The sequence below is a fragment of the Butyrivibrio sp. MC2013 genome (assembly GCF_000424585.1).
Classification (GTDB): Bacteria; Bacillota; Clostridia; order Lachnospirales; family Lachnospiraceae; genus Butyrivibrio.
In genome coordinates this window covers 73211-89696 of record NZ_AUKE01000014.1, presented here as the reverse complement: position 1 = coordinate 89696, position 16486 = coordinate 73211, and the positions used below count along the sequence as shown (strand labels likewise).

The following is a 16486-nucleotide window of genomic DNA, read 5'->3' as shown; positions in this document are numbered from 1 at the left end:
ATATTAACTTAGTCTAACTGTTTTTATCATAGCACAAATGTCATTTTATTTCTTGAGTCTATATCAATCCCTATGAACCACCGCGTATTCAATAAGTTCTGCATCTTCCAAAATATCAAAGCTCTTCCAGAACTCTTCTTCGCTGACTACCGATACCTCATCTTTTTCTACATCATAATGATAATAAGCATCTTCTCCGTCTTCGGAAAATTCTGCCCAGGACTCATCTACCAATAGGAGCTTACCATCCTTTATAGTACTTTTGCTGATCCAGTGGTTAGCACCGCAGATCAGATATCCATCCTTTACGCAAAGGGGATATGCTGTGCCTCCGCAGGTGACCTTACCTATCATTACTATGGAATCATCAGTATACATATAGATAGTGGAATCTATCGCTGCCATCTGACCATTGCCGTCATTGTCAAAACATCCGCTTGATACCAGGAGCACATCTTCCTCGCCAATCCTGACATTATCATAGCCCATCCCGTCTTCCAGCTTACGATCCACTATCTGTGTAAAAGTGTCGCATCCGCTGATATCAAGATCAGGAGCTATGCCCTCGCCATCATTAAGAGCTCTGGCTTCAGGAAGCACTTCGTCTTCACCAGCCACTTCATCGCCAGCTCCCGACTGATCATCGGCTGCATCTGACCCGTTTTCTGCCATAGCTGCTTCCTCAGCACCAGGATCTGCGGATCCGTCCGGCTTATTACTGCAGGCCGCCAGTATCAGAGTCATGATCATCATTACAAATAAATAGATTATTCTTGGCATGACAATTCCTCCCTAAAACCCCAATATAAAATACCCAACCCATAGTTCAGTATTTTATCACATATAGAAGAAATTATCGAATTAATGATAATTATTTTATCCCAACGAACGAATGAGATTCACCATCTCTATTGCTCCCTGGGCACACTCAAAGCCTTTATTTCCTGCCTTTGTGCCTGCACGTTCAACAGCCTGTTCTATTGTGTCAGTTGTTAATACCCCAAACATCACAGGGATATCAGCATTAAGGCTTACCTGGGCTATACCCTTTGATACCTCTGCGCATACATAATCATAGTGAGAAGTTGCACCGCGGATCACAGCGCCAAGACAGATGATAGCATCGTACCTTTTGCTGTCTGCCATCTTTTTGGCAATAAGAGGGATCTCAAACGCACCGGGTACCCATGCCACTTCGATATCCTCATCTTTTACATTTTCACGTTTTAGTCCGTCAATCGCTCCTCCCAATAATTTAGAGGTTATGAATTCATTGAACCTCGCTACTACAATTCCTACTTTAATGTCTGATGAAACCAGCTTTCCTTCATAAGTCTTCATTCTTTACACCTCCAACATATGTCCCATGCGTATTTTCTTGGTTTTCAAATATCTGATATCATAAGTATTTGCTTCCATCTCAATAGGCAGCCTTCTTGATATTTCCATTCCATAATCCTCAAGCTGATATACCTTGTCAGGGTTATTGGTGAGCAGCAGAAGGGAATGTATACCCAGGTCTCTAAGTATCTGTGCTCCTGTGTAATACTCTCTCAGGTCTCCCGGAAAACCAAGGGCAATGTTTGCATCAAGAGTATCCATACCTTCATCCTGCAGCTTATATGCCCTAAGCTTATTTACAAGCCCTATCCCCCTGCCTTCCTGGCGCATATATAAGAGGACTCCCCTGCCCTTTCTGGCGATAGCCTTCATGGCTGCATCAAACTGCTGACCGCAGTCGCATCTCATAGAACCAAATACATCACCTGTGAGGCATTCGGAATGTACGCGGCAGAGCAGATCCTTACCATCTCCAACCTCACCCTTTACCAGAGCAACATGATGCTCATTGGTTATCTTGTTGATATAGCAGTGCGCCATGAATTCGCCGTACCTTGTGGGCATCTTGGCAATGGAAACGCACTCTACAAGCTCGTCATAAACCTTGCGGTATTCCACAAGCTGGGGAATGGTGATAAATGTAATGCCCATATCCTTTGCCAGCTTTCTCAGTGCATCGCCTCGCATCATATTGCCATCATCAGCCATGATCTCGCAGCATAGACCGCATTCTTTGAGTCCTGCCAGCTTCATCAGATCCACAGTAGCCTCGGTATGTCCCGGACGCTCTATGACTCCGCCTTTTTTGGCCACAAGGGGAAACATGTGTCCGGGTCTTCTAAAATCACTGGCTTTTACATCATCCAGGACGCAGCTCCTGGCAGTAAAAGCACGTTCTTTTGCAGAAATACCCGTAGTCGTATCAACATGATCAATAGATATGGTAAATGCAGTTTCGTGATTATCCGTATTGTGCCTTACCATGGGCGGAAGCGAGAGCCTTGCAGCAATTTCCTCGCTCATGGGCATGCATATAAGGCCCTTTCCAACTGATGCCATAAGATTAACATTTTCTCTTGTGGCAAATTCTGCAGCGCAGATAAAATCCCCTTCATTTTCCCGGCCCTCGTCATCCATCACCATGATGACCCTGCCCTCTTTCAGGTCTTTTATAGCCTGTTCAATGATAGCTCTTTCCATAACATCTCCTTTTCAAGCGCTTTATTTATATATTTTGCGACTATGTCATTTTCCAGATTCACAGTATCTCCCACTCTACGATCACCCAGGACCGTATTTCCAAGCGTATGGGGAATGATCGATACCCAAAAGCTCACAGCTGTGGCCTTTGCCACAGTCAGACTGATGCCGTCAATTGCTACAGAGCCCTTTTCCACGATATATCTCATGATCTCAGGGCCAGCCTTAATCTCAAACCATACAGCATTTCCATCTTCCCGCCTTGCTCTTATCCTGCCTGTGCCATCTATATGTCCCGAGACTATATGTCCTCCAAAGCGTCCATTGGATGGCATAGCTCTCTCCAGATTTACACTACTGCCTTTTTGGAGACTTCCAAGGCTTGATCGCACAAAGGTCTCATTCATCACATCAACCAGGAAGCTGTTCTTATCATGGTCTATCACGGTAAGGCACACGCCATTTACCGCAATGCTGTCTCCAATGTGGATATCCTCAAGGATCTTACTGCATTCAACTGTCAGTCTTTGCTGCCTGCTGCCCCTGTTTAGCTCCCTGACCTTTCCAAGCTCCTCTATAATTCCTGTAAACATCAATAAAGCACCTCATTCTCAATGATCAGATCTTCTCCAGCCCAATATGCTGCTGCAGGCTTTAATCTGACTGCATCATTTATATCCGATATGCCTGCCCCCTCTACAGGAGATTTACCGCTTCCGCCAAAAAGCTTTGGGGCAATGTGGATGTGCACTTCATCCACTATCCTGCTCTCTAAGGCACTGTAGTTGATAGTTGCGCCTCCTTCCAGCAGGATGCTGTCAATCCCCATTTCTCCAAGCTTTGCCATTAGCACTTTTAGATCAACGCCTTTATCAGTCCTTGGAAGCTGCAGGACCTTGCAGCCTCTGTTTTCATATTCAGCGATCCTGTCTCTGTCATCAGCGGCAGTAGCGATAACTGTTGTGATAGTCCTTGCAGTTGTCACCACTTTAGCATCAAGGGGAGTCCGTAAATTGCTGTCACATATGATCCTCACAGGGTCACGTGCTTCCTCCTGCAATCTGCAATCAAGAGAAGGATCATCTGCGATCACTGTAGATACCCCGACCATGATCCCTGACAGGCTTTTCCTAAGGCCGTGTACTCTTTCTCTTGCCTTATCCCCTGTTATCCACTTTGACTCGCCTTTTGATGTTGCTATCTTGCCATCAGCTGTCATGGCATATTTCATGACCAGATAAGGGAGCTTTGTGGACATATATTTGATAAAAACACGGTTAAGGTAGCTGCTTTCCTCTTCCATGAGCCCCACTTCTACCTCTATGCCATTTTTCCTTAGGATCTCTGCCCCTTTGCCTGCTACCAGCGGGTTCACATCCAGACAGGCTATGACCACCCTTGCTATCCTGCTTTCTATGATGGATTCTGTACAGGGAGGCGTTTTTCCGTAGTGACAGCAGGGCTCCAGACTTACATACATGGTAGCGCCTTCCGGATCATAGCCTTTTTCCCTGCAGTCTTTGAGCGCATTTCGCTCTGCATGAAGGCCGCCGTAGCACTCATGATAGCCTTCGCCTATTATCATCCCGTCCCTTACTATCACAGCGCCTACCATAGGATTGGGACTTACAAAGCCCTCGCCCATCTTTGCAAGCTCCAGAGCCCGTCTCATATAATCGATATCTTTCATCTACTCCTCCATTTTCATCATCAGGTCCATGCTTCTCCCAGCCGCAGCAATTACCACTCACTGCCTGATCTAATAAAAAAGCCCCGGATCACTCCGGGGCAAAATAAGTTTATTTAGTTTTAAAAAAGCTCTGAGATAAAATATCTCAGAGCTTACATAGTCACATAAATAAACTAATATCTTCTTTCATCCAGACTATACTGTCGGCTTCGGAATCTCACCGAATCATGCCTTGCGGCTCGTGGGCTATACCACCGGTAGGGAATCACACCCTGCCCTGAAGAATTGATTCAATTGTCGCTATTGTATGACAGCATATACTTCCTGTCAATATATTATTGTCAAAGAATATCTATATATTCCCCGTTCAATGCCTTATTCATACTGCGCACAGCACAGAACTTGCCGCACATAGAGCATGTATCATCATACTCAGGCGCGCGGTCATCCCTTATGGCCCTTGCAGTCTCGGGATCTATGGCGCAGTCCCACTGCCTCTCCCAGTCAAAGCACTGTCTTGCTTCAGCCATGGCATTATCAATATCTATGGCATGAGGGATCTTCTTGGCAATATCTGCAGCATGAGCAGCTATCTTGGAAGCTATGATGCCCTGCTTAACATCCTCCACATTTGGCAGTGCCAGGTGCTCTGCAGGAGTCACATAACAGAGAAAGGCAGCTCCGTTTTGCGCAGCAATGGCGCCGCCTATTGCCGATGTGATATGGTCATAGCCCGGAGCGATATCTGTAACCAGAGGCCCCAGTACGTAGAAGGGAGCTCCCATACAGATTTTTTGCTGCAGCTTCATATTGGCAGCTATCTCATCCATAGGCATGTGTCCAGGTCCCTCCACCATGACCTGTACATCCCTGTCCCAGGCTCTCTTTGTCAGTTCTCCCAGGCGTACCAGCTCTTCAATCTGACACACATCCGATGCATCTGCAAGGCAGCCCGGTCGGCAGGCATCTCCCAGAGATATAGTCACATCATGCTCACGGCATATCTCCAGTATCTCATCGTAATACTCATAGAAAGGATTTTCTTGTCCTGTCATGGTCATCCATGCAAAAATAAGTGACCCTCCTCTGCTGACTATGTTCATCTTGCGCTTATGCTTTTTGATCTGCTCTATGGTCTTCCTGCTGATGCCGCAGTGCAACGTCACAAAATCCACGCCATCCTCCGCATGGAGCCTTACCACATCTATAAAGTCCCTGGCTGTGAGGCTGGCCAGATCCCTCTTGTAATGGATCACGCTGTCATATACAGGAACAGTACCTATCATTGCAGGACATTCTGCCACCAGCTTCCGGCGAAAAGGCTGTGTATTTCCGTGGCTGGACAGGTCCATGATAGCTTCTGCTCCCATGCCCACAGCCGCTTTTACCTTCTCCATCTCTATGTCATGATCCTTGCAATCCCTGGATACTCCCAGATTTACATTGATCTTGGTCCTGAGCATGCTGCCCACGCCTTCGGGATTGATACACTTATGATGCTTATTTGCCGGTATAGCTATCTGGCCTGCTGCCAGAAGTCCCCTTATCTCTTCTTCGCTTCTGTATTCCTTCTCTGCCACAGTCTTCATCTCGGGAGTTATTATGCCCTGCCTTGCTGCGTCCATTTGTGTTGTATAGCTCATATTTATCCTTTCTGTGATCAATTATTTAGCCAAGCTATATTACTTATTCATCAAGTATATAGATCATTATTTTGATAATATGTCATTCCTGCTGCCAAGCATATGATCCATCGGGCCGTTCCCCCGACCCAGATCAAGCCCTGCACTTATTGCTCTTGTAATATATTCTTTTGCCTTTGAAACTGCACATGGCATATCAAAGCCCAGTGCCAGATATGAAGCTATGGCTGATGACAGGGTACAGCCGCTCCCGTGGGTATTGGGATTGTCGATCCTCTCCCCGGGATAGCTTATGATCCTGTCATCTATAAATAGCAGATCCCAAGGATCCCCCTTTAGATGCCCTCCCTTTATCAGTACAGAACATCCATAGCTGCTTGTCAGGAAACGCCCAGCTCTCTCCATGGCATCCCTATCCTCTATCTTCATACCGGTAAGCTGCTCTGCTTCAGGCAGATTGGGAGTTATCAGGCTTACTATAGGCAAAAGATATTCTTTCATTGCTGATAAGGCACCGTCAGCAGTAAGACTCCTTCCGGAAGTAGATGAGAGCACAGGGTCCAGGACAGTATTCTTAAGGCTATATCGCTTAATTGCATCTGCCACCCTTATCACATGCTCTCTCCTGGGAAGCATACCTATCTTCACTGCATCAGGTGGTATATCAGTTATGGATGTATCTATCTGATCCGTGACAAAATCAGGACTCACCTCCATGATCCCGCTGATCCCCATGGTATTCTGAGCTGTCAGGGCAGTGATGGCGGTCATGCCATATACACCTATAGCTGTCATAGTCTTGAGATCTGCCTGCACTCCGGCGCCGCCGCTGCTGTCACTTCCTGCTATTGTCAGGACTACCCGCATATTGCCCATGCAGCTCCTTTCATTACGGATACCGCTTCTCTTGGGCTAGGCGCCTTCATGATAGCAGATACGGCGCATACTCCTGCTATTCCGCTGTCCTTTAGCACAGAGAGATTATCAGCATTAAGGCCTCCTATAGCATTGACAGGTATGGATACCGATCCGCATATATCCTTTAGTGTCTCCACAGGCGTGAGCACTGTCTTTACCTTGGTTGTAGTAGGATAGATAGCACCTACTCCCAGATAATCCGCCCCTGCCTTCTCAGCTGCCATTGCTGCCTCTACAGTCTTGGCAGTAGCACCCAGGATCTTTTTGGGACCTATGATCCTCCTGGCCATTTCAAGGGGCATATCCTCAGCTCCAAGATGCACTCCTTCAGCTCCGCTTGCCAGCATCACGTCCACTCTGTCATCTATGATAAGGGGCACATTATATGCCGCTGCTATATCATGGACCTTGATCGCCAGATCTATATAGTCTGCGCAGCTCCTATCCTTTTCCCTTAGCTGCAGCATGGTCACTCCGCCTTTAAGAGCATCCTCCACCTTCTCCAGAAATTCCTCTTCATTGCAGCCGCTGCTGTCAGTGATAAGATACATGCTGGTATCCAAGGCTCTCCTCTCCGTCCTTATTTCAGAGGATACAGTATGTCCTCTTCCAAGGGCATCAGCCAGAGCAGTCAAAAAGCTCCCGCCGCCCTTGTCGGTCTCAGCCTCTTCTCCGCAATTCTTAAAAAAGCTGCAGGCTCTGATCACAGTATCCATATGTCTGCGCATGGAATAGTCAGGCAGATCATACAGACCAAGATATGCTGCTATAACAGCTCCCAGCATGCATCCCGTGCCTGTCACGCTGCCCATCTGACTGCTGCCTCCTGCCAGCTCCACACATTCATCGCCCCAAGCAACAAGGTCCCATTCACCTGTTGCCACCACGATCGTTCCATACCTTGCAGATATTTCAATGGCGCAGCCTCTTATCTCTTCGATAGTAAGGTCAGGTGCCGCATCCACTCCTGAAGATCTGTACTGCTCATCATAGAGACTTTTGATCTCGGAATAGTTACCCTTGATCACGGTGATATTGTGCTTTTTTAGAAGCCCCTTCATATAGTCCAGCCTAAGCTTTGAGCATGCTACACCCACAGCATCCACTACCACGGGTATAGCTGTCTCATCTGCCGTTTCCGCAGCTTGTGTCATCGCCTTCATCCTGACATCGGATATGTTGCCCAGATTGAGCAAAAGGGCATCACAAGTCTTTGTGATCTCTGATACTTCCCCGGGATGCTCTGCCATAATAGGCCTTCCTCCCACTGCAAGTACAGCATCGGCTGATCTTGCCATTGCAATGGGATTGGTAATAATGTGTATCAAAGGTTTTCTGCGCATATCCTTTATGTGATCCCCGGCTATGGATAAATCCTCATGCACTATCATGCAGCTCTCCTTTCTGTCTCTTTATATGATCCCAGTCTCTGCCTTATAACGCTAAGAGCTCCCATTCTCTGCAGTTGGTACAGAAATATTGCAGCAATACTGCCACCTATCAGAGTACCGCAGATAAATGAAGGAACGTAGAAGAGCCAGGTCAGGCCGGTCTTTCCCCAGATATAGGTCATAACAGGATATGACACTATAGCACCTATGATACCTGTACCTATGATCTCTCCCACTACTGCAGCCCAGATCCTGCCCTTTGACAGCTTGTACAATATCCCGGAGAGGCCTGCCCCAAACACTGCTCCCGTAAGAGCAAGAGGTGGTATCCCCATCACTGCCATCCTGATCACGCCTATACAAAGCGCTACCACAAAGGCATCTACAGGTCCCAGAAACACTGCTGCAGTAATGTTGATCAGATGAGCCATGGGGCACATACCTTCCACTCTAAGGAGCGGTGATATCACCACGCCTATTGCAATTAGCATTCCCATCATCACCATTCGAAGCAAATTGTACTTTCTCATATTTCTCCTCCCGTCAGCAGGAAACTCTGATACACCTGAAAATGCATCAAAAAAGCGGAGCACCCGACAGGGTACTCCGTACGTGTTATTCCTATTCACTATGCTCTAAACAGGCATCCCTACGTTGGCATTATCCAAATCAGGTTCTCGGTCGAAGGTCACACCTTCCTCTCAGCCTGTATACAAGCTCCCGCTACTATTTAGTTATTACCATGCGGTTATATACTAACCGTCACAGCCTCTCGACCTTTCCTATTTTATCCGGATATTTAGGGATGTCAAGTGACAAATATATCAATTCACTCGTTTTTGATACTTTCAATCCTGTTCTTTAGCACTTCGCCCCAATCATAATGCGGGGTTAATTCGTGTACTCTAAGATACTCGATGCCAAAAGGGCCATCACTTATGCTGGCTACCAGATCGGTATAACTAGCAGCCTTATAGAGGCTACTACTAACCTCGCTCTCTGCTGTACTGCCATCTGCCAGCTCTACAGTCACATAATATGTGGCCGGTCCCTTCCTGGATTTGCTATAAGACCTGGACAGATATGAGCATTTTTCGTACCTTGGAGCACTGCTTAGATAGTAGCAGCTGGTATTAACAGTCAGTCCTATAAATATTGCCATAAGAACACCATAATAGCCCATCTGCAGCTTCTTCTCATCATCGCTTATACGCATATATCCTATGAGCAGCATCAGCACAAGTACTGCCAGCCAGATCATAAGCAGGACTTTATAACCCTTGTGTATCTGTATCTCCATCATCATTGCAAAGATATCATAGATGAAGATGATGTCCTGTACTATAAAAGCATAGCCGGTGAAAAAGCATATATGAGTCCTTTTCCACTCTTTGGTCTTCCTTACCTGGTGCTCACTTTTTCTCCTGTTATATTCATTCCATACTGTTATATCTGAAAAGATCAGTGCATATATAAATCTGATCCACGGCAGGGTACCCAGCAGCATGAACATGATCTTTGGGCTGATCACATTTGTATGTCTTAAGATGATTGCCCCTACCTGGGATAGCATCACAAACGCCGTAATCACATTCCATACAGTTACGATTTTTTCTCTTCTTTCAGTTTCATAAGCATCAATCATTATTATTTACACACTCTCCTTTGCAGCATTTGCTGCCATATGATCACTACGAGAGTATAGTATAATGACTGCGCCCCATTTAGTGAAGACTTAGAGCAGCAAAATAAACATATTTATTCCATTTTATGATCCGCTTATATCCCTTGCCTGAGCGATCACATCCTCCATGATATCCTTCGTCATACCTCCTGGTATGTAGCCCAGCACCTTACCATCAGGATCTATGATAAAGGTAGTGGGGAAGGACGTGATGTAATAAGGCGCCATAAGCTCGTGCTCAGTATCCATAAGTACAGGGAAGCTATATCCATTCTCATCCATAAACTCAGTCACGCCGCTGACACTGGTCTCACTCCCCAGATCCGGGAAGGTCACTCCCAGAAATACCACGTCACTATCCTCAAGGGAAGCATATTCCTCATAGAGCTCCTGGATATATGGCAACTCTTCTCTGCATGGCGGGCACCAGGTCGCCCAGAAATTCATGAATACGATCTTGCCCTTGTAATCAGACAGACTATGGGTTTCACCATACTGATCTGTAAGAGTAAAATCCGGAGCAGGGATCAGTTCCTCCTCCGCAACAGTATCAGCATCATCATCAGCTGATCTATCCACATTAGCTGCATCAGATGTATCTACATCTTCTATAGCATCCTCTGACTGAGTGGCTGTATCATTATCAAACTGAACATCTTCTGATTCATCACTGCTGTCATAGTCAGTATCTTTCACATCCATACCAGCGCTATTCGAAGCTGTGATCCTGGTCATATAGCCGCTGATGTCATTCATGGTCCCTGTGAACATGAGCAGACCTATGAGCAGCATCAATGCTCCGCCTATCTTCACTGTATATTTCACAATATTCCTGTGTCTGCTCAGATATTCCAAGAGCTGGGAAGTAAATAGGCCAATAGCTATAAAGGGTATCACATATCCCAGTGTATACACCCCTATGAGCATAAAGCCCGTGGCAGTCCTGGAGGCTGATGAAGCCAGTATCAGCACGCTGGACAAAGTAGGGCCCACGCAGGGAGTCCAGGCAAAGCTAAATACAAAGCCCATTATAAGCGCTGTCACTGGAGACATCTGCATACCGTCCAGCCTGATGGGCAGCTTGTACTCAGCACTAAGGAGCCTGCTATCTCCAAAGAATCCTAGCTGATAGAGGCCAAAGAAAAATATTATGACGCCTCCTATCCTCGCAAAGAGCAGCTGATTCCCACTAAAGAACCTGCCAATACCTGTCATAGCTATACCCAGAAGAAAGAAAGCAAAGCTGATCCCTATAACAAAAAAGATGGTATTTACCATGACCTTTTTGCGGTCATAATGATATCTCCCATCCTCATCCCTTGAGGCCGTACCACCTGAGAGATATCCCAGATATATAGGGATAAGAGGCAGCACACAGGGAGAGAAGAAGCTGATAAGCCCCTGAATAAAAACTGTTATAAATGGCAAACTGATATTTGATGAAAGATCCATAGCATCTCCTAAAATCACAATCATTTACAATAATCTATATTTCACTCTGCAGTTCATTGCTATAACTATTAATCATCTCTATCTATGATACAGGCAGTACAATTTTCTTATCAAGTACGCAGAAAATATTAAGCAGGTAAGAAAAAACTTACTTAAGTTCACTCACTGTATAAAATGCCAGCACGCTGCTGCATAAGTTATTATACAAAGTGAGCCTTTACTTCAAATGGACTATATTCTTGGAAGCTTTATCCAAGAATATAGGTTTTACTTATTCTTCATACGCAGCCTTCAAAGCGCCCACGAGAAAATTGTCTGAACGGGCTGAAAGCCCGGAGTTTTTTCGAGTGTGGCGCATTAAAAGGAAGGCTGCGGAAGAATAAAGTAAAACACCATTTGAAGTACTGCGAACGTGGATAATAACTTATGCAGCAGCATCTATCCTTTCTCCCAGCTAGTGAACAAACATGTCTTACCTGCCTTTCCCGGTCCTTGAGGGCGAGACACCGTGGTAGGCTTTGTATTTTCTGGAGAAGTTGGCTATATCCCCAAAGCCTGTCATCATGGCTGTCTCGCTGACGCTGTAGCCCAGTTCCAGAAACTCTGTAGCTTTCCTTAGCCTTAGTTCTGTAAGATACTCCTTGGGTGATAGCCCAAAGCTGTCATGAAAGAGTGCTGTGAGGTATCTCCTGTCTATAAAAAGGGAGTCTGCGATCTCCTGTATGGTCACATGCTGCATATAGACTCTGTCAAGATAGTTCCTGGTATACTCCGCATAATCATTGTCCCTGCTGCCACTGCCTGTGCGGGCAGAGAGGGTCATCATAAGCTCGCAGCAGAGTATGAATATCCTCTCGTTATATTCCTCATCTGAAAGGTGCTCTTTGATCTGAGTAAATATCTGCCTTACAGGTGCCTTATGGATCACGGGACTATCAAGGCAGGCAGGATGCTGCCCTCCCAAAAATTCAAAGCCCAGCCAGGAATATTCCCAAGGCTTTATATTTCCAGTCCTGTAGGTGGTCACTTCATCAGGCTCTATCACGAAGATATCTCCCTTATGAACCTTGTAGGTCTCTCCTCTTCTAATAAACTCGCCCTCTCCCTCAAGTACATAATGCAATAGATAATGGGATCTCACTGCCGGTCCAAAGCTGTGCCCTGGCTTGCAGGCTTCGTAGCCATATATGACAGGTAGCAGGTCGTTGTATATACTACGCCCTGCATAGCGCTGTCCCATGATCTGTTCTCTTACAATGTGCTTACTCTTTACATTCATCCTTCCCGCCTTTCGCCTGATGCATCTTCCCTATTACCAAATATAGATTCCATTATCCAATAGAATTGATACATCTATATGTTATGATTTATTTAGCTTTAAAGCAAATAGTATATAAGAATCAAATATATACAAATAGCAGCAATTTAATCTTTTTACCAAAGAAAGGCCAACAACCTTCTTTCATGCCCAATCTGCTGCGTCAAATATGCATGAAAGCAAGGTCATATTACAAACGGAGGTTAATTGATCCTATGAGCCCGAAACTCAAGATCACCCTTATGGGTGCCGGAAGCACTGTATTTACCAAGAATGTTGCAGGAGACGTATTATCTACTCCTGCGCTAAAGGATTGCGAGATAGCCCTCTATGATATTGATGGCAAGAGGCTGGAGGAGAGCTACCGTCTGATCACTACTCTCAACAAAAACGTCAATGACGGCAAGGCTGTGATATCCTCCTACCTGGGCCCGAACAAACGAAAGGATGCTCTCAGAGATGCTACCTTTGTAGTCAATACCATACAGGTAGGCGGCTATGATCCCTGCACCATCATTGACTTTGAGATCCCTAAGAAATACGGCATACGTCAGACCATCGCCGACACCATGGGTATAGGCGGCATCATGCGTGCCCTTCGTACCATCCCTGTCATGGAAGATTTTACACGTGACATGGAGGAGGTATGCCCGAATGCCCTCTTTATGAACTACACCAATCCCATGGCCATGCTCACAGGCTATGTCAGCCGCTACAGCAGCATCAAGACAGTAGGCCTCTGCCATAGCGTACAGTGCTGCTCCCACGGACTCCTATCCGCTCTTGACATGGAGGACAAGCTGGAAGGGAGAAAAGAGCTCATAGCAGGCATCAACCATATGGCCTGGCTCTTGTCTATACAGGATAAGTACGGCAATGACCTCTATCCCGAGATCAAAAGAAGGGCCGCGGAGAAAAATAAGACAAAAAAGCATAATGACATGGTCCGCTATGATTATATAGATAAGCTTGGCTACTACTGTACTGAATCCAGTGAGCACAACGCTGAATACAATCCTTTTTATATCAAAGAGAAATACCCGGAGCTTATTGATGAATTCAACATCCCTCTGGATGAGTACCCAAGGCGCTGCATAAATCAGATAAAAGACTGGGAGAGCAGGAGCAATGAGCTCCTCTCCGACAATAAGCTCAGCCATGAGCGTTCAGGCGAGTACGCCTCCTACATCATGGAAGCTGTTGTAACGGGAAAGCCCTACTCCATAGGCGGTAATGTCCTTAATACCGGACACCTTATAGCAGACTTTCCTGAGAATGCCTGCGTAGAAGTGCCCTGCCTGGTAGACGCATACGGTATCCACCCTACCCGCATAGGAAGCCTACCGCCTGTACTTGCAGCCATGAACATGACCAATATAAATGCCCAGCTCCTCACCATAGAGGCTGCCCGAACCAGGAGAAAAGAGGATATCCTCCGCGCCATAATGCTAGAGCCCAGATGCGCTGCCGCTCTCTCAATCTCTGATATGAAGAAGATGATGGATGAACTCATAGAAGCTCACGGCGAATATATGTCAATGTACAAATGATTCTTTCCTTTCAAAAATACTCCCCGGAGCAGACTATATAATGCCTTCTCCGGGGAGCATTTTATCTATAAGACTCACAATAATCATATACCTTATTATAGAATTCCCTATCTTCTTCAAAAAGGCCATGTCCCAGGCCATCAAAGATCATCAGTTCACTGCCTGCAATACCTGCATTCAGTTCATATGGAGCATCATTTCCAACTGTTTCATCCCTGTTTCCTGACATGATAAGGGTTGGACATGTTATTTTGGGCAGCTCTTCTCTCGCGTCAAAAGAAAGTATCGCATTAGCATTGGATAGAAAGCGGTCATAGCTTGCAGGCTTTGTTAATCCGGCTACCAGAGAAAGGTATTTACCATTCTTCTCGTTATACTCCCTGGTATATACCTTATCAGCTGTATCCAGCATGAGAGCCGCATGCGTATCCGAACTTGTCATATCTATCCACTTTGAAACTACGCTTTTTATAGTGTCATTGGCATAGGGAGCTGTCACCACCAGTATCAGTTTCTCCACCAGTTCCGGATAATTTGCTGCCAGGAGCTGGGCCACCATCCCGCCCTGGGATACTCCCATGACCATAGCCTTATCTATCCCCAGGCTTTTCATTGCCAGCGCCTGATCATCAGCCATCTCTTTTATTGTATATTTCTTTGGAAGATCATTTTTCCTGCTGAACATATAGACTGTATAGTCTTTAAAGAAACGCCTGTATGAACCTGCAAGGAGCCATGCTTTCCCCTTTACGGTCCAAAAGCCGTCTGATAAACCGGGTAATACAACCAGTATCTTTGCCCCTTCGCCAAAAGCCGCATAATACATATCAGTATTACCTACTTCCACACAGCCGTTTTTCCTCATTTGCCAGTCCTCCCCGCGTTTTTATGTCTAATGTGGATCAGCCGTATATGATCCGGACCCAGCCCGGTATCTTACAAGCATTAATTCCATATCATCTGACTTAATAGCTTGCCATTGCAAATACCAGACCATTTATTTCTTCTTCGCTTATATAAAACATGTAGTAGCTATCAGATACAGAACTGTCATGACTGGTCTTATATATTCGGGCGCCATCCTTATCAATATATGTATAGAGAAGGGTCAGTTTTTGACCGGCATCAGCTCCTGCTGCCTTTGGATAGTATATTATGAGCTTACCGTCAGCTGAAAGAGAGCAGCTTTCTGTCACAGCTTCTTTTATCCAGTCTTTATCCCATTTGACAGGGTCCAGGTCTAAAGTCTCACTGATTGTAATATCACTTGCCTTGTCAGCGCTATAGATAAATCCGCCATATTCTCCAAGCCGGACCTTTTGATACTCTTTCTCCGGGCCGCCTTTCCCTATCAGGACCTCATCCAGATAGGGCAGGCAGCTGTCTATGGATATGTCTGCTATCTTAGGTATCAGGATTTCAAAGGGATCCTGCTCATACAATTCTCCAAAAGCCTCTTTGGACCTGCAGTCAAAGATATATATATTATCAGCCCCCAAGTCTTCTGAAAGCTTGGAAAGTTCAGTATCTGCAAGGTCAGCCCCTGTAGTATAGATATAATAATCTCTGTACTCCCCGGTAAAGGCATCTATATTTGTTCCATCATAATATTCAGAAACAGTATACCTGCTCAATATCTTATTATCCTGGTAATTATCCACAGCCAGGACCTCGCCGTCAAAGTACGATGCGATTCCATCCTCTATGGCAGAGCATATCTCATCGCTCTGATAATCATCCCTTCCCTCATCTGTCTCATGAGTATAAGGGATAAAAACACTAAAAGCCCGGTCATCATACATCATATCAACGCGGTATTCATCAGTAGCCTTGGATGTATGGCTTATGAACAGCCCAAAATCATAATCGTGCCTGATATATCGCTTGCTGCTTACGATAACGGGAGTGAAGCCGTATTTCCTTTCTATATAACTAAGAGCATTGCTTTCTGCACGTTCCTTATCCCTGCTTTCTGTATATATATTCCATATCTTTGCAGCAGCTACTACGCCTGCGATCACCAGAATGATCATTGCGAGACAGTTAAGTAGCTTTTTTCCAATTCGCTTGTTCTTATCCACCACCAAAACTTCCTTCCCAAGCATTTTATCCAAATCGGCTATGTCGTATACTTAATATGATATAGATATCACAAATCATAATCAACATTATAAGAAACATATAAGCTTTACGATGCTCACTCGCTATCATGAATCAAACCAGCGCTGCTGCAGAAGATTATTTCACGCAGTGTACGAGGGAAATAACTTCTGCAGCAGCGCTGGTTAGACCACGGCAG

15 protein-coding genes and 2 riboswitches are annotated in these 16486 nt (G+C 45.6%); of the genes, 1 reads left to right on the top strand and 14 read right to left on the bottom strand.

Annotation, left to right across the window (positions count from 1 at the left end):
* Positions 1–63: 63 nt before the first annotated feature.
* From G636_RS0109700 to G636_RS18060, 12 genes are all read right to left on the bottom strand, one after another.
* A complete protein-coding gene (locus G636_RS0109700; protein WP_026507896.1) occupies positions 64–780 on the bottom strand; it encodes a hypothetical protein in 717 nt (238 codons plus the stop codon).
* Positions 781–876: 96 nt separating this feature from the next.
* A complete protein-coding gene (gene ribH / locus G636_RS0109695; RefSeq protein ID WP_026507895.1) occupies positions 877–1341 on the bottom strand; it encodes a 6,7-dimethyl-8-ribityllumazine synthase in 465 nt (154 codons plus the stop codon).
* A 3-nt stretch (positions 1342–1344) separates the two neighbouring features.
* A complete protein-coding gene (locus tag G636_RS0109690) occupies positions 1345–2541 on the bottom strand; it encodes a bifunctional 3,4-dihydroxy-2-butanone-4-phosphate synthase/GTP cyclohydrolase II (RefSeq protein WP_026507894.1) in 1197 nt (398 codons plus the stop codon).
* Positions 2511–3134: a riboflavin synthase gene (gene ribE, locus G636_RS18065; protein WP_035779396.1), complete on the bottom strand. Its 624-nt coding sequence runs from the start codon at positions 3132–3134 to the stop codon at positions 2511–2513. The genes G636_RS0109690 and ribE overlap by 31 nt, the downstream gene beginning before the upstream one ends.
* Entirely contained in the window at positions 3134–4231 is a 1098-nt protein-coding gene (gene ribD / locus G636_RS0109680; RefSeq protein WP_026507893.1) for a bifunctional diaminohydroxyphosphoribosylaminopyrimidine deaminase/5-amino-6-(5-phosphoribosylamino)uracil reductase RibD, read from the bottom strand. The genes ribE and ribD overlap by 1 nt, the downstream gene beginning before the upstream one ends.
* 174 nt (positions 4232–4405) lie before the next feature.
* A riboswitch (FMN riboswitch) is annotated at positions 4406–4520 on the bottom strand.
* Positions 4521–4572: 52 nt separating this feature from the next.
* Positions 4573–5874, bottom strand: a complete 1302-nt coding sequence (gene thiC / locus G636_RS0109675) for a phosphomethylpyrimidine synthase ThiC (RefSeq protein WP_051226836.1) — start codon at positions 5872–5874, stop codon at positions 4573–4575.
* 66 nt (positions 5875–5940) lie between these two features.
* Positions 5941–6741 (bottom strand): bifunctional hydroxymethylpyrimidine kinase/phosphomethylpyrimidine kinase, encoded by an 801-nt coding sequence (gene thiD, locus G636_RS0109670; RefSeq protein ID WP_026507891.1) that lies wholly within the window; start codon positions 6739–6741, stop codon positions 5941–5943.
* The gene (thiM, locus tag G636_RS21080) at positions 6732–8183 is read right to left on the bottom strand and encodes a hydroxyethylthiazole kinase (RefSeq protein ID WP_081668356.1); all 1452 of its coding nucleotides are present in this window, start codon (positions 8181–8183) and stop codon (positions 6732–6734) included. The genes thiD and thiM overlap by 10 nt, the downstream gene beginning before the upstream one ends.
* Positions 8180–8713: an energy coupling factor transporter S component ThiW gene (thiW, locus tag G636_RS0109660; RefSeq protein WP_026507889.1), complete on the bottom strand. Its 534-nt coding sequence runs from the start codon at positions 8711–8713 to the stop codon at positions 8180–8182. The genes thiM and thiW overlap by 4 nt, the downstream gene beginning before the upstream one ends.
* A 99-nt stretch (positions 8714–8812) precedes the next feature.
* A riboswitch (TPP riboswitch) is annotated at positions 8813–8917 on the bottom strand.
* A 95-nt stretch (positions 8918–9012) separates the two neighbouring features.
* Entirely contained in the window at positions 9013–9828 is an 816-nt protein-coding gene (locus G636_RS0109655; RefSeq protein WP_026507888.1) for a hypothetical protein, read from the bottom strand.
* Positions 9829–9951: 123 nt separating this feature from the next.
* The gene (locus G636_RS0109650) at positions 9952–11319 is read right to left on the bottom strand and encodes a redoxin domain-containing protein (RefSeq protein ID WP_026507887.1); all 1368 of its coding nucleotides are present in this window, start codon (positions 11317–11319) and stop codon (positions 9952–9954) included.
* Positions 11320–11791: 472 nt separating this feature from the next.
* Positions 11792–12598, bottom strand: coding sequence for an AraC family ligand binding domain-containing protein (locus G636_RS18060; RefSeq protein WP_035779394.1), 807 nt, complete (start codon positions 12596–12598; stop codon positions 11792–11794).
* A gap of 254 nt (positions 12599–12852) precedes the next feature.
* Between G636_RS18060 and G636_RS0109640 the strand changes: the two genes are divergently transcribed.
* Positions 12853–14187: an alpha-glucosidase/alpha-galactosidase gene (locus tag G636_RS0109640; protein ID WP_035779392.1), complete on the top strand. Its 1335-nt coding sequence runs from the start codon at positions 12853–12855 to the stop codon at positions 14185–14187.
* A 61-nt stretch (positions 14188–14248) separates the two neighbouring features.
* On the opposite strand, the gene G636_RS0109635 is transcribed toward G636_RS0109640, so the two are convergent.
* Both G636_RS0109635 and G636_RS0109630 read right to left on the bottom strand, forming a co-directional pair.
* Positions 14249–15052, bottom strand: coding sequence for an alpha/beta fold hydrolase (locus G636_RS0109635; RefSeq protein WP_026507885.1), 804 nt, complete (start codon positions 15050–15052; stop codon positions 14249–14251).
* A 100-nt stretch (positions 15053–15152) separates the two neighbouring features.
* The gene (locus G636_RS0109630) at positions 15153–16292 is read right to left on the bottom strand and encodes a hypothetical protein (protein ID WP_196803078.1); all 1140 of its coding nucleotides are present in this window, start codon (positions 16290–16292) and stop codon (positions 15153–15155) included.
* Between the last annotated feature and the right edge of the window lie 194 nt (positions 16293–16486).

What these genes read in the sequence shown, in the direction of transcription:
- G636_RS0109700 (WP_026507896.1), bottom strand. Translation starts at nt 780, where the DNA reads ATGCCAAGAATAATCTATTTATTTGTAATGATGATCATGACTCTGATA.
- thiM (WP_081668356.1), bottom strand. Translation starts at nt 8,183, where the DNA reads ATGATAGTGCATGAGGATTTATCCATAGCCGGGGATCACATAAAGGAT.
- G636_RS0109630 (WP_196803078.1), bottom strand. Translation starts at nt 16,292, where the DNA reads ATGCTTGGGAAGGAAGTTTTGGTGGTGGATAAGAACAAGCGAATTGGA.
- thiW (WP_026507889.1), bottom strand. Translation starts at nt 8,713, where the DNA reads ATGAGAAAGTACAATTTGCTTCGAATGGTGATGATGGGAATGCTAATT.
- G636_RS0109635 (WP_026507885.1), bottom strand. Translation starts at nt 15,052, where the DNA reads ATGAGGAAAAACGGCTGTGTGGAAGTAGGTAATACTGATATGTATTAT.
- G636_RS0109640 (WP_035779392.1), top strand. Translation starts at nt 12,853, where the DNA reads ATGAGCCCGAAACTCAAGATCACCCTTATGGGTGCCGGAAGCACTGTA.
- G636_RS0109650 (WP_026507887.1), bottom strand. Translation starts at nt 11,319, where the DNA reads ATGGATCTTTCATCAAATATCAGTTTGCCATTTATAACAGTTTTTATT.
- G636_RS0109690 (WP_026507894.1), bottom strand. Translation starts at nt 2,541, where the DNA reads ATGGAAAGAGCTATCATTGAACAGGCTATAAAAGACCTGAAAGAGGGC.
- thiD (WP_026507891.1), bottom strand. Translation starts at nt 6,741, where the DNA reads ATGCGGGTAGTCCTGACAATAGCAGGAAGTGACAGCAGCGGCGGCGCC.
- ribD (WP_026507893.1), bottom strand. Translation starts at nt 4,231, where the DNA reads ATGAAAGATATCGATTATATGAGACGGGCTCTGGAGCTTGCAAAGATG.
- G636_RS0109655 (WP_026507888.1), bottom strand. Translation starts at nt 9,828, where the DNA reads ATGATTGATGCTTATGAAACTGAAAGAAGAGAAAAAATCGTAACTGTA.
- ribE (WP_035779396.1), bottom strand. Translation starts at nt 3,134, where the DNA reads ATGTTTACAGGAATTATAGAGGAGCTTGGAAAGGTCAGGGAGCTAAAC.
- G636_RS18060 (WP_035779394.1), bottom strand. Translation starts at nt 12,598, where the DNA reads ATGAATGTAAAGAGTAAGCACATTGTAAGAGAACAGATCATGGGACAG.
- ribH (WP_026507895.1), bottom strand. Translation starts at nt 1,341, where the DNA reads ATGAAGACTTATGAAGGAAAGCTGGTTTCATCAGACATTAAAGTAGGA.
- thiC (WP_051226836.1), bottom strand. Translation starts at nt 5,874, where the DNA reads ATGAGCTATACAACACAAATGGACGCAGCAAGGCAGGGCATAATAACT.